General features: G+C 67.8%; 12 protein-coding genes. 11 read left to right on the plus strand and 1 reads right to left on the minus strand.

Annotation, left to right across the window (positions count from 1 at the left end; translation table 11 throughout):
- Positions 1–51: 51 nt before the first annotated feature.
- From AC5P5M_RS02485 to rnfB, 10 genes are all read left to right on the plus strand, one after another.
- On the plus strand, positions 52–504 hold the full coding sequence (locus tag AC5P5M_RS02485) for a DUF4442 domain-containing protein (protein ID WP_065174907.1): 453 nt from the start codon (positions 52–54) through the stop codon (positions 502–504).
- Between the two features lie 54 nt (positions 505–558).
- Positions 559–1,242: a DUF502 domain-containing protein gene (locus tag AC5P5M_RS02490; protein WP_053520126.1), complete on the plus strand. Its 684-nt coding sequence runs from the start codon at positions 559–561 to the stop codon at positions 1,240–1,242.
- The gene (locus AC5P5M_RS02495) at positions 1,239–2,024 is read left to right on the plus strand and encodes a queuosine precursor transporter (RefSeq protein ID WP_053520127.1); all 786 of its coding nucleotides are present in this window, start codon (positions 1,239–1,241) and stop codon (positions 2,022–2,024) included. The genes AC5P5M_RS02490 and AC5P5M_RS02495 overlap by 4 nt, the downstream gene beginning before the upstream one ends.
- Before the next feature lie 94 nt (positions 2,025–2,118).
- Complete coding sequence (locus tag AC5P5M_RS02500) at positions 2,119–4,050, plus strand: DUF885 domain-containing protein (RefSeq protein ID WP_495205533.1); 1,932 nt, start codon at positions 2,119–2,121, stop codon at positions 4,048–4,050.
- A gap of 16 nt (positions 4,051–4,066) precedes the next feature.
- On the plus strand, positions 4,067–5,137 hold the full coding sequence (locus tag AC5P5M_RS02505; RefSeq protein ID WP_180876106.1) for a serine hydrolase domain-containing protein: 1,071 nt from the start codon (positions 4,067–4,069) through the stop codon (positions 5,135–5,137).
- Positions 5,134–5,538 (plus strand): SMU1112c/YaeR family gloxylase I-like metalloprotein, encoded by a 405-nt coding sequence (gene gloA2, locus AC5P5M_RS02510; RefSeq protein WP_053519946.1) that lies wholly within the window; start codon positions 5,134–5,136, stop codon positions 5,536–5,538. Before AC5P5M_RS02505 ends, gloA2 begins: the two co-directional genes overlap by 4 nt.
- Before the next feature lie 148 nt (positions 5,539–5,686).
- Entirely contained in the window at positions 5,687–6,130 is a 444-nt protein-coding gene (locus AC5P5M_RS02515) for a DUF2147 domain-containing protein (RefSeq protein ID WP_053519945.1), read from the plus strand.
- A 102-nt stretch (positions 6,131–6,232) separates the two neighbouring features.
- Positions 6,233–8,311 carry a methionine--tRNA ligase gene (metG, locus tag AC5P5M_RS02520; protein WP_065174861.1) on the plus strand — a complete coding sequence of 693 codons (2,079 nt, stop codon included), beginning with the start codon at positions 6,233–6,235 and terminating at the stop codon, positions 8,309–8,311.
- A gap of 75 nt (positions 8,312–8,386) precedes the next feature.
- On the plus strand, positions 8,387–8,977 hold the full coding sequence (locus tag AC5P5M_RS02525; RefSeq protein ID WP_053519943.1) for an HAD family hydrolase: 591 nt from the start codon (positions 8,387–8,389) through the stop codon (positions 8,975–8,977).
- A 25-nt stretch (positions 8,978–9,002) separates the two neighbouring features.
- A complete protein-coding gene (gene rnfB, locus AC5P5M_RS02530; RefSeq protein WP_080375344.1) occupies positions 9,003–9,416 on the plus strand; it encodes an Rnf electron transport complex subunit RnfB in 414 nt (137 codons plus the stop codon).
- A 49-nt stretch (positions 9,417–9,465) separates the two neighbouring features.
- Here the strand turns inward: rnfB and AC5P5M_RS02535 are convergent, their stop codons facing one another.
- Positions 9,466–9,813, minus strand: coding sequence for a RidA family protein (locus AC5P5M_RS02535; RefSeq protein ID WP_049426796.1), 348 nt, complete (start codon positions 9,811–9,813; stop codon positions 9,466–9,468).
- A 158-nt stretch (positions 9,814–9,971) separates the two neighbouring features.
- On the opposite strand from AC5P5M_RS02535, the gene mprF reads away from it, so the two are divergent.
- The gene (mprF, locus tag AC5P5M_RS02540) at positions 9,972–12,536 is read left to right on the plus strand and encodes a bifunctional lysylphosphatidylglycerol flippase/synthetase MprF (RefSeq protein ID WP_495205534.1); all 2,565 of its coding nucleotides are present in this window, start codon (positions 9,972–9,974) and stop codon (positions 12,534–12,536) included.
- Positions 12,537–12,588: the final 52 nt, after the last annotated feature.

The raw sequence follows: 12,588 nt of genomic DNA on the forward strand, positions 1-12,588 counted from the left end.
ACGCATGCGAATGGTTAGACTTGGGGCCCGCCCTCCGCCCTCGCGATGCACATGAACGCCCGCCTGTTCCGTTTCGGCATCAACCTGTGGCCGCCCTTCCTGTTCACCGGCATCCACGTCACCCGGGTCAGCCCGGACTACCGGCAGATCGACGTCGAGCTGCGCCAGCGCCCCTGGAACCGCAACTACGTGGGCACCCACTTCGGTGGCAGCCTGTTTGCGATGACCGACCCGTTCTGGATGCTGGGCCTGCTGCATATTCTCGGCCGCGACTACTACGTGTGGGACCGCGCCGGCGCGATCGACTTCCTCAAGCCGGGGCGCGGCACCGTGCGCACGTCGTTCCGCATCGACGATGCGCTGCTGGACGAACTGCGCGCCGACGCTGCCGGCGGCGGCAAAGTGCTGCGCTGGTTCAGCAACGATGTGGTCGATGAAAGCGGCGAGGTGGTCGCCCAGGTGCGCAAGCAGGTCTACCTGCGGCTGAAGCCGCACGCACGCTGATCCCGGCCGCATTCCCCCGCATCATCGGCAAGCGCTGCCCGCTACAATGCGCCCATGTCGCTCGAAGCCCCCTCCCTGGTCCCCCGCCCCTCCCTGCAGCGCCTGTTCCTGACCGGCCTGCTGACCCTGCTGCCGATCTGGCTCACCTGGGTCGTGGTCAAATTCGTGTTCGTGCTGCTGTCGGGCATCTCCAGCCCGCTGGTGGTGCCCCTGTCGGAGCAGATCGCGACCAGCTTCCCGCATTACCTGGGCTGGGTGCGCGCGGAGTGGATCCAGAACACCATCGCGCTGCTGGCGACGCTGCTGGTGATCCTGGCCGTGGGCGTGGCCAGCCGCCGCGTGCTCGGCCAGCGCCTGCTGCGCTGGATCGGCGCGGTGATCAAGCGGATCCCGCTGGCCAGCATCATCTACGACAGCGCCAAGAAGCTGCTGGACATGCTGCAGACCGAACCCGGCAGCACGCAGCGCGTCGTGCTGATCGACTTCCCGCACCGCGACATGAAGTCGGTCGGCCTGGTCACGCGGGTGATCAAGGAACACGGTACGGACCGCGAACTGGCAGCGGTGTACGTGCCGACCACGCCGAACCCGACCTCCGGCTATCTTGAAATCGTGCCGGTGGAACTGCTCACACCCACCGACTGGACCGTGGACCAGGCGATGAGCTTCATCATTTCCGGTGGTGCTGTGGCGCCAGCCAGCGTGCCGTTCACCCGCGCGGGCGAACGCACCGAATGAGCACGACGCCGGTCGAGCGCCCGCTGCAGGACCGCGCGGTCCTGCTGTTCATCGTGCTGGCCGCGTTCTTCTGCGGCAATGCCGTGCTGGCCGAGCTGATCGGAGTGAAGATCTTCGCGCTGGAAGACACGCTCGGCATCGACCCGCTGAACTGGAACCTGTTCGGCCAGACCGGATCGTTGAGCTTCACCGCCGGCACACTGCTGTGGCCGGTGGTGTTCATCATGACCGACACCATCAACGAGTTCTTCGGCAAGCGCGGGGTGCGTTTCATCTCGTGGTTGGCGGTGGTGCTGATCGCCTACGGCTTCCTGTTCGCTTTCGCGGCGATCTCGCTGGCGCCGGCCAGCTGGTGGGTCACCTCGATGAACGCCCATGGCGTGCCCGACTACCAGGCCGCGTTCGCCGCGGTGTTCGGCCAGGGCATGTGGACCATTGCTGGTTCGCTGGTGGCCTTCCTGCTCGGCCAGCTGATCGACGTGGCCGTGTTCCACAGGATCCGGCAGGCCACCGGCGAGCGCCACGTCTGGTTGCGCGCTACCGGTTCCACCGCGGTCTCGCAGCTGGTGGACAGCTTCGTGGTGATCTGGATCGCTTTCGTGCTCGGCCCGCAGCAGTGGCCGACATCGCTGTTCCTGGCGGTGAGCAGCGTCAACTACGTCTACAAGATGGGCTTTGCGATCGCCCTGATTCCCCTGCTGTACCTGATGCGCCGTGCGATCACCCGATACCTGGGTGTCGAGCGCGCGGCCGCGCTGCGGGCTGCGGCCGCGGCTGACTGAAGACCCAGCGGGCGCCAGCTGACTGCGCCCCCGCGCTGGCCGTACGCGGCCGGATCGTGCAAGCTCCACGGTCTGTGTTCCACGGAAGCTCCTGATGCCGTATTCCACCCGCGCCCTGGCCGCCGCCATTGCCGCGTTGTTCCTGTTCAGCGCCGTTCCGTCGGCCGAAGCTGCAAAGAAGAAGGCCAGCCGGCCCGCTGCGACGCAGAGCCGTCCGGCGGCCAAGCCCAAGGCGCGGCCCAGCGCGCGCGCCACCGCACCGGCACGCAGCGCCACCCGTTCCCCCGCGCGCCCGGCCGCCGCCGCCCGCACTGTGCCCAAAACGGTCCAGCTGGAGCGCCTCTATGACGAATACTGGGATGCGTCGATGCGGTTGAACCCGCTGCAGGCGACCTTCCAGGGCGAAACCCGCTACAACGACCAGCTGCCGAACATCCTGTCCGCGGCGTGGCGCCAGCAGTCGCATGACTTCACCGTAGAGTGGCTGGGCAAGGTCGAGAAGATCGGCAGCGACGGCCTGCAGGGCCAGGACCTGCTGAGCTACGAGATCTTCGTGCGCGACGCGCGCGCGACCTTGGCCGCCGAGCCGTATCCCAGCTGGATGATGCCGATCAGCCAGTACTACAACGTCGGCAGCATCATGGCCATTCTCGGTGCCGGCGCGGGTGCGCAGCCGTTCAATACCGTGCAGGACTACGACACCTGGTCGCGCCGCTCGCTGGGCATTCCGGCGCTGTTCGACCAGGCCATCGACAACATGCGCCAGGGCATGAAGGCCGGGGTGGTGCAGCCGCGCGACCTGATGGAAAAAGTGCTGCCGCAGCTGGATGCGGTGATCAAGCCGACCGCCGAGGAAAGCATCTTCTGGTCGCCGATCCGGACCATGCCGGAGTCGATTTCCGCCGAGGACAAGGCGCGCATCAGTGCCGAGTACAAGCGCATGATCGAACTGCGCATCATGCCGTCCTACCGCGCCCTGCGCGGCTTCATCGCCACCGAGTACCTGCCGGCCACGCGGACCAGCAGCGGTCTGGGGGCCCTGCCCAATGGCCAGGCGTGGTACGCCAACCTGATCGTGCAGACCACGGCCAGCGAACAGACACCCGCGCAATGGCATGCGCTCGGCGAACAGCGCGTGCAGGAGCTGCAGGCGCAGATCGCCGCAGTGATGAAGGATGCGAAGCTGCGCGGCACGCCGACCAAGCTTCTGCGCAGCATGCGCAGTGATCGCCAGTTCCAGTATGGCGACGCCAACGCGCTGCTCGGCCGCTACCGCCAGGTGCAGCAGCAGGTCGCCACGCGCCTGCCGCAGGTGCTCGACACGCTGCCGAAGGCTGCCCTGGACATCCGTGCAGTGGAGCCCGAGCGTGCGCTCACCGCGGCCGCGGCCTCCTACCAGCCGACACAGCCCGGCGAGGCCGGGGTGCTGTATGTGAACACCCGCGACCTGCCCAGCCGCAAGCGCTGGAACGTGCCGGTGCAGTACCTGCATGAAGGCATTCCCGGCCACCACGTGCAACTGGGTCTGCAGCAGGAGCTGGCCAAGCAGCCGCGCTTCCGGCGTGCCGGCGGCGACCTGGCCTTCATCGAAGGCTGGGGCCTGTACTCGGAAACGCTGGGGGAAACGCTGGGCGTCTACACCGATCCCTACGACCGCATCGGCTATCTCTCCTCGCGCCTGCTGCGCGCAGCGCGCGTGGTCGCCGACACCGGCGTGCATGCCCAGGGCTGGAGCAAGCAGCAGGCCGTCGCCTACCTGCAGAAGACCGTGGACATGAGCAGCGATGATGCCAATGCCGAAGTGGAGCGGATCATGGCCCAGCCTGCGCAGGCGCTGTCCAATGTGGCCGGCCTGACGACCCTGCTGGCACTGCGCGACAAGGCCAAGGCACGCCAGGGTGCGGCATTCGACCTGCGCCGTTTCCATGCCGAACTGCTGAAGGACGGCTCGATGCCGCTGGACGTGCTGGAGCGGAAGATGGAACGATGGCTGTCACAACCGCCGGGGTCCGCGCCCACCCCCTGATCGCCACGGAGCCCTCATGCGTCCCGCCACCGTCGTGTTCGCTGCCGTACTGGCCCTGCTGCCGCAGGCCGCGCCTGCCGCACCGGCGGTGATGCCGCCGGATGCGGGCATCGATGGCCTGATGCAGGCCTACGATGGCCAGGTGCCGGGAGCAGCGGTACTGGTGCTGCACGACGGGCAGGCGGTGTTCCGCCGCGGGTACGGCTTGGCGGTGGTGGAAGATGGCACTGCGGTGACCGCGGCCAGCAATTTCCGGCTGGCCTCGGTGAGCAAGCAGTTCACCGCCGCCGCCGTGCTGCTGCTGGTGGAAGAGGGCCGCCTGGGCCTGGACCAGCCAGTGCGACGCTGGCTGCCGGAACTTCCCACTGCGGCGTCCTCCGTCACCCTCCGTCACCTGCTGTCGCATACCAGCGGTCTGCCCGACTATGAGGGCCTGATGGACCCCGCCGACAGCCGCCAGGTGCACGATGCGGACGTGCTGGCGCTGCTCGCACGCGAGGACCGGCTGGATTTCACACCGGGCACTGCGTACCGCTACAGCAACAGCGGATATGCGCTGCTGGCGCTGATCGTCGGGCGCGCGTCGGGCCAGGATTTCGCCACCTTCCTGCAGCAGCGGATCTTCGGCCCGCTGCACATGACCCACACCGTCGCCCACCAGGACGGCGTCGATACGGTCACTGCGCGGGCCTACGGCTACAGCTGGCTCGACGGTCGCTGGCAGCGCACCGACCAGAGCACCACCAGTGCCGTGCTGGGTGATGGTGGCATCTATTCCTCGCTGGACGACCTCGCCCGCTGGGATGCCGCACTGTACGACGACCGCCTGCTGTCAGCCGCATCGCGGCGGGCCATGTTCAGCCCGGCCACCGCAACCACCGAACCGGACGTACCGCATTACGGCTTCGGCTGGCGCCTCAACGGCCGCATGCAGTGGCACAGCGGCGAAAGCATCGGCTTCCGCAACGTCATCCTGCGCTATCCGGACCGGCATCTGACAGTGATCGTGCTGAGCAACCGCAACGACCCCGAACCCTATCCGCTGGCGCTGAAGATCGCCCAGCGCTGGCTGGACATCCTGCAATGACCGACGATCCGACCGCCCTGCTGGGCATCCATCATGCCGCGCTGATCTGCAGCGACTATGCGCGCTCGAAGGATTTCTACGTGCGCATCCTCGGCCTGCGCGTACTGGCCGAGAACCACCGTGCCGCGCGCGATTCGTGGAAGCTGGACCTGGCACTGCCCGATGGCGGCCAGCTGGAACTGTTCTCGTTCCCGTCACCACCGCCGCGGCCCAGCCGCCCGGAGGCACAGGGCCTGCGTCACCTGGCCTTCCGCGTGGCCGCGCTGGAGCCGTTCATCCAGCGCCTGGCCAGCTGCGGCGTGGACTGCGAACCGGTCCGCGTGGACGAATACACCGGCCGCCGCTTCACCTTCTTCGCCGACCCGGACGGCCTGCCGCTGGAACTCTACGAAGTCGGCTGATGGCTCGGGGTCAGATCCCTTTTCCATCGGGAAAGGATCTGGCCCCACTCACCTGCTCGACCCGGCACCCCCTTCCCCATACCCCGCCGAATGGGTATACAGTCGGCGTGTACCGGCACCGTGCCGGAATGAACCCTGGGAGGGGACCATGCGCAAGACCTTCAAGACCCTGCTGCTGGCGCTGCCGCTGTGCCTGGCGGCGCTCTCGGCGCAGGCCGCCGATGGCGCGGCCGGCCGCTGGAAGACCATCGACGACAAGACCGGCCAGGTGAAGTCCATCGTCGAGATCAGCCAGGCCGCCAACGGCACGCTGTCCGGCAAGGTGGTGGACATCCTGCACTCGGACAAGGGTCCGAACCCGGTCTGCGATGGCTGTGAGGGTGCCAACAGGAACAAGCCGGTGAAGGGCATGACCATCCTCTGGAACCTGAAGGCCGACGGCGCCAGCAAGTGGTCCGGCGGCACCATCCTCGACCCCGCCAACGGCAAGACCTACAAGTCGAAGATGGAACTGCAGCCGGGTGGCAACAAGCTGGACGTCTCCGGCTGCATCGCCTTCATCTGCCGGGCGCAGACCTGGGTACGCGAGTAAGCCACCGGCCCGTCCGTGCATTCCCGTGACCCGGCCCCGGCCGGGTCACCTCGTTGCGGGCATGCGATAATCTGCGGTTCCCCTCGGCTTCACCCCGCGACCATGACCCGTACCGCGCTCGTCACCACCGCCCTGCCCTACGCCAACGGCCCGCTGCATCTGGGCCATCTGGTCGGCTACATCCAGGCCGACATCTGGGTGCGTGCACGGCGAATGAGCGGCGGCAGGACCTGGTTCGTCTGCGCCGATGACACCCATGGCACGCCGATCATGCTCGCAGCCGAGAAGGCCGGGGTAACCCCGGAGGCCTTCATCGCCAGCATCCAGGCCAGCCATGAACGTGATTTCGCCGAATTCGGCGTGGCCTTCGATCACTACGATTCGACCAATTCGGCAGCCAACCAGGCGCTGACCGAGGCGTTCTACCTGAAGCTGGAAGCGGCCGGCCACATCAGCCGCCGTTCGGTGGCCCAGTTCTACGACCCGGCCAAGGGCATGTTCCTGCCGGACCGCTACATCAAGGGCATCTGCCCGAACTGCGGCAGCGCCGACCAGTACGGCGACAACTGCGAAGTCTGTGGCGCGACCTACAGCCCCACCGATCTGAAGGAGCCGAAATCGGTGATCTCCGGCGCTACGCCCGAGATCCGGGATTCGGAGCACTTCTTCTTCGAGGTCGGCCGCTTCGAGGGCTTCCTGCGCGAATGGCTGGCCGGCGACGTCGCGCTGCCCGGGGTGAAAGCCAAGCTGATGGAGTGGCTGGACGCGGAGGGCGGCCTGCGCGCGTGGGACATCTCGCGTGACGCGCCGTACTTCGGCTTCCAGATCCCGGGCCATCCGGGCAAGTACTTCTACGTCTGGCTGGACGCGCCGATCGGCTACCTGTCCAGCTTCCAGACCCTGTGCGGCACGCTCGGCGAGGATTTCCAAGCCCACCTGCGCGCCGGCACCGCCACCGAGCTGCACCACTTCATCGGCAAGGACATCGTCAATTTCCATGGCCTGTTCTGGCCGGCGGTGCTGCACGGCACCGGCCACCGCGCGCCGACCCGCCTGCACGTCAACGGCTATCTGACCGTTGACGGCGCCAAGATGAGCAAGTCGCGCGGCACCTTCGTGATGGCGCGCACCTTCCTCGATGCAGGACTGGAACCGGAAGCGCTGCGCTACTACTACGCGGCCAAGTCCGGCGGTGGCGTCGACGACCTCGACCTGAACCTGGGTGACTTCGTCGCCCGCGTCAACGCTGATCTGGTCGGCAAGTTCGTCAACCTGGCCAGCCGCTGCGCGGGCTTCATCAGCAAGCGTTTCGACGGCCTGCTCGCCGCGCAGCTGCCCGATGCCGCCCAGTACCAGCGCTTCATCGACAGCCTGGCGCCGATCCGCGAAGCCTACGAGCGCAACGATCCGGCGGCGGCGATCCGCCTGACCATGACCCTGGCCGACGAAGCCAACCGCTACATCGACGACGTCAAGCCGTGGGTGATCGCCAAGCAGGAAGGCGCCGACGCGCAGCTGCAGGCCGTGTGCAGCCAGGGCCTGAACCTGTTCCGTGTACTGGTCACCGCACTGAAGCCGGTACTGCCTTCCACCGCCGCCCAGGCCGAGGCGTTCCTGGCCGCGCCAGTGGCCGACTGGACCGACCTGGCGCAGCCGCTGCTGGCCCATCGAATCGCTGACTACACCCCACTGTTCACCCGTATCGACCCGAAGAAGATTGACGCCATGATCGACGCCTCCAAGGACACCCTGCAGCCGACCGCCGCTGCCCCCGCCGCCAAGGCCGACGCTGCCAAGCCGGCGGCTGCCGTGCCGGCCAGTGCCGCAACGGCCAGCGCCGAGGCACCGGCCTACATCGGCATCGACGACTTCGCCAAGCTCGACCTGCGCATCGGCAAGGTGCTGGTGTGCGAGTTCGTGGAGGGTTCGGACAAGCTGCTGCGCTTCGAGCTGGATGCCGGCGAACTGGGCAAACGGCAGATCTTCTCCGGCATCCGTGCCAGCTACGGCGAGCCGGAAGCGCTGGTCGGCCGCAGCGTCGTGTTCATCGCCAACCTGGCCCCGCGCAAGATGCGCTTCGGCCTGAGTGAAGGCATGATCCTGTCGGCAGGTTTCGATGGTGGCGCGCTGGCGCTGCTGGACGCCGACAGCGGCGCGCAGCCGGGCATGCCGGTCCGCTGATGCACTGCGCGGGTGCGGCCACGGCCGCTCCCGCCGGTCACGGCAACGACGGGACGCACCACGGGAGGCATCGGAATGGAACTGGCGCTGTTCGACTTCGACCATACCGTCACCACCTGCGATACCTATGGCCGCTTCCTGCGCCGCGTGGCCACCGCCGAGCAGCTTGCGCAGGCGTGGTGGAAGGTGGGTCCGTGGCTGGCGGCGTACCGGCTGAAACTGATCTCGGCCGAACGCATCCGCGCCCGCGTCACCCGCCTCACCTTCAGCGAGCGCCACGCCGACGACATCGCAGCGCTGGCCACCGGCTTCTCGCGCGAGTTCCTGCCCGAGGTGGTGCGCCCGGAAATGCTGGAACAGATCCGCTGGCACAAGGAACAGCAGCACACCGTGGTGGTCGTGTCCGGTTCGCTGGATCTGTACCTGCGTCCCTGGTGCGAAACGCTGGGTCTTGAACTGATCTGCAACCGCCTTGAAAGCCAAGACGGACGCCTGACCGGCCGGTACCACGGCGGCGATTGCGGTCCTCGCAAGGTCGAGCAGATCCGTCGCCGTTTCGATCTGTCGCGTTACACGCGCATCCACGCTTATGGCGACAGCGCAGAGGACCGGCCGATGCTGGCCCTCGCCCACGAGCGTTGGTTCCGTGGCAAACCCCTGAAATGATCCATACGCGCAGCCTTCGCCACGCATGAGCCTGATTCCGCCGCTGACCGAACGCCTGGACCGACTGTTGCCGCAGACGCAATGCGGACAATGCGGCTATGACGGTTGCCGCCCCTATGCGCAGGCGATGGCGCGCGGCGAGGCGGGCGTGGACCGCTGCCCGCCGGGCGGCGATGCGGGCGCGCGTGCACTGGCCCAGGTACTGGGTGTGCCGGCACTGCCGTTTGATCGTACGCGCGGCGAACACAAGGCGCCGCAGGTTGCGGTGATCGTCGAGGCCGACTGCATCGGCTGCACCAAGTGCATCCAGGCCTGCCCGGTGGACGCGATCGTCGGCGGCGCGAAGTACATGCATACCGTGATCGCCGACCTGTGCACGGGCTGCGAGTTGTGCATTCCACCGTGTCCGGTGGACTGCATCGTGCTGCGGGAACGGTAGCGGTGCCAGCTCCCTTCCGGCAGGAAAGGGAGCTGACACCCGCCCGCCGTTACGGCACGGCCGCCGTCACCACGATCTCGACCTTCCACTCGGCGTGTGCCAGCTTGGCTTCGACCGTGGCACGGGCCGGGGTCGCCCCCTCGACCACCCATTCGTCCCACGCCTTGTTCATGCCGTCGAAGTCGGCCATGTCGGCCAGGAACACTTCCGCGCGCAGCACATGCTGGCGATCACTGGCCACCAGTGCCAGCAGCTTGTCGATCTCGGCCAGCACCTGCCGGGTCTGTCCGGTGATGTCCTGGCTGGTGTCCTCCGGAATCTGGCCGGAGAGGTAGGCAACCTTGTTGTACACGGTCATTTCGGACATGCGCGGTCCGACGTCGTAACGCTCCATCATGGGCGTGGCTCCTGCGGGTGATCAGGCCTGCATTGTCCTCCAAACCGGCGGCGGGTGGGGCTCCTGCACCACCGCTGTTCAAATGCCTTCGAGAGGCGCACGATGCGCCACGCCCGCGTTGACACCGCCCTCGCCCTCCCTGCCGCACCCTTGCGCCGATGACCGTCCCTTCCGATCCCGCAACCGCTCCGTCCATCCCGGTCTGGAAGCGGCTGCTTACCATCTTCGTTCCCCTGCTGATCCTGGCCCTGGCCCTGCATGGCCTGGCCGGCGAGTTCGACGAACATGGCTACCGCGCCATCCGCCAGGCGTTCCATGCACTCAGCGCAACGCAGATCGCACTGACCGTGACGCTGGGCCTGGCCAGTTATGCCTGCCTGATCGGCTTCGATGCCATCGGCATGCGACGCAGCGGCATCCGCGTGCATCCCGCGCGCATCGGCATCACCGCGTTTCTCGCCCACACCCTGGGCCAGACCGTCGGCTTTGCGGCCTTGACCGGCGGCGCGGTGCGCCTGCGGGGCTATCGCGGTGCCGGGCTGGATCTGGCCCAGATCGGCCAGGTCGTGCTGATGAGCACGCTCGGTTTCATGTTCGGTGCATGGCTGTTGATCGGCCTGGCGTTATGCCTGGAACCCTCAGCGGCGGCGCTGGCGCTGCCGTTGGATTCCGGCGCCGTGCGCGCGGTCGGCATTGCCGCCCTGCTCGCCTATCTGGCCACGGTGCTGCTGGTCGGCCGCAGCGGACGCCAGTTCCGTGTGTTCGGCCACGCCCTGTGGCTGCCCGACCGGCTGACCACGCTCGGCGTCACCGCGCTCAGCGTGATCGAACTGGTGCTGGCCAGCGCAGCGTTCTACGTGCTGCTTCCGGACTCCACGCCCACCGGGCTTCCCGGCTTCGTCGGCCTGTACCTGGTGGCGGTGCTGGCAGGCCTGGTCTCGACCGTTCCGGCCGGCCTGGGCGTGTTCGAGTGGAGCCTGCTCAAGCTGCTGCCGCAGGTGGCACCGGCGGCGGTGCTGGCGGCCGCGCTGATCTACCGCGTCACCTACTACGTCCTGCCGCTGCTGCTGGCCACCGTGCTCGCGCTTGCGCCTGCACTGCGGCGACCGCTGCGGGCCAGCGCCGGCGCCACCCGCGCCGGCTGGAACGCGCTGCGCCCCTGGCTGCCGCAGATCATCGCGCTGGCGGCTTTCAGCATCGGCGCCGCCCTGGTCATCGATGGCACCTTGCCGACCCCGCGTCGCCATCTGCTCAATGCATCGCTGCCGATCCTGGAAACATCGCACCTGATCGGCAGTCTTGGCGGTGTCGCCCTGCTGCTGATCGGCCAGGGCCTGGCCCGGCGCAGCCACGCCGCGTGGATGCTGGCGATGGCGGTCTGCGTGATCACGCCGCTGCCGCTGTGGCTGCGCGGCGGTCAACCGTTGATCGCGGTATCGGCCGTACTGGTCGCGATGGCACTGTGGGCCGCACGCCGTGAGTTCTACCGCCAGGGTGCGCTGCTGGATGAGGCGTGGTCGTGGCCATGGTTGCGCAACCTGGGGCTGGTCCTGGTCGCGGTCACCTGGCTGCTGTTCTTCACGTACAGCCATGTCGAGTACCAGAACGAACTCTGGTGGCAGTTCGCACTGTCCGGCAACGCACCGCGTGCGCTGCGTGCGCTGCTGGTGGTAGCCATCGCCCTGGTGATGTTCGGCCTCGCTCGCCTGCTGCACAGCACGCGCAGCCCGCTGCCGGCCGCTGACGAAGCCACGCTGCAGGCGTTGGCACCGGTGCTGGCCAGCGCCACCGACACCCAGGCCTGCCTGGTGCTGACCGCCGACAAGGCAGTGCTGCGCGACGATGCCCGGCAGGGCTTCGTGATGATGCAGCGCTACGGCGGCTCGTTGATCGCGATGGGTGATCCGGTCGGCCCGCCGGAGGTCGCACGTGCGTTGATCTGGCGTTTCCGTGAGGAAGCCGACCGCCTCGGCCTGCGCCCGGTGTTCTACCAGGTGGGCGAAGCCTACTGGCAGACCTATCTGGATCTCGGCCTGGGCCTGGTCAAGCTGGGCGAGGAGGCGATCGTGCCGCTGCACGACTTCGGTCTGGAAGGCCGCGAACGCGCCGACCTGCGCCAGGCATGGAACCGCGGCAAGCGCAGTGGCCTGTCGTTCCGGGTGGCGCCGGTGGAAGAGGTCCCCAGCCTGCTGCCGCGCCTGCATGCGATCTCCAATGCCTGGCTGGAAGACAAGTCCGGTGACGAGAAAGGATTCTCGCTGGGCAGCTTCGATCCCGATTACCTGGTGCGTTTCCCGGTCGCGCTGGTCGAGGCCGAAGGTCGGATCGTCGCCTTCGCCAACCTGTGGCAGGCGCCAGCCGGTGCCGAGCTGTCGGTGGACCTGATGCGGCACGTCAGCGACGCGCCGAAAGGCACGATGGATTTCCTGTTCATCGAACTGTTCCTGTGGGGCCGGGCGCAGGGCCATGCGCGTTTCTCGCTGGGCATGGCGCCCCTGTCTGGGCTGGCCCAGCATCGCCTGGCGGGCCGCTGGAATCGTCTTGCCGGCCTGCTGGCACGGCATGGTGAGCGCTTCTATGGCTTCAGTGGCCTGCGCCGCTTCAAGTCGAAGTTCGATCCGCAGTGGCGCCCGCGCTACCTGGCGGCGCCCGGTGGCATGCACCTGCCGGCAGCCCTGCTGGACGCCACCCGCCTGATTTCGCTGGATCCACGCCGCGGCTGAGCCACCCGACCGCCGGGCATGGCCCGGCGCTGCTCCTGCAGGCGTGTGCTGA

The organism is Stenotrophomonas sp. YJH_SMC_106-19 (assembly GCF_059368375.1).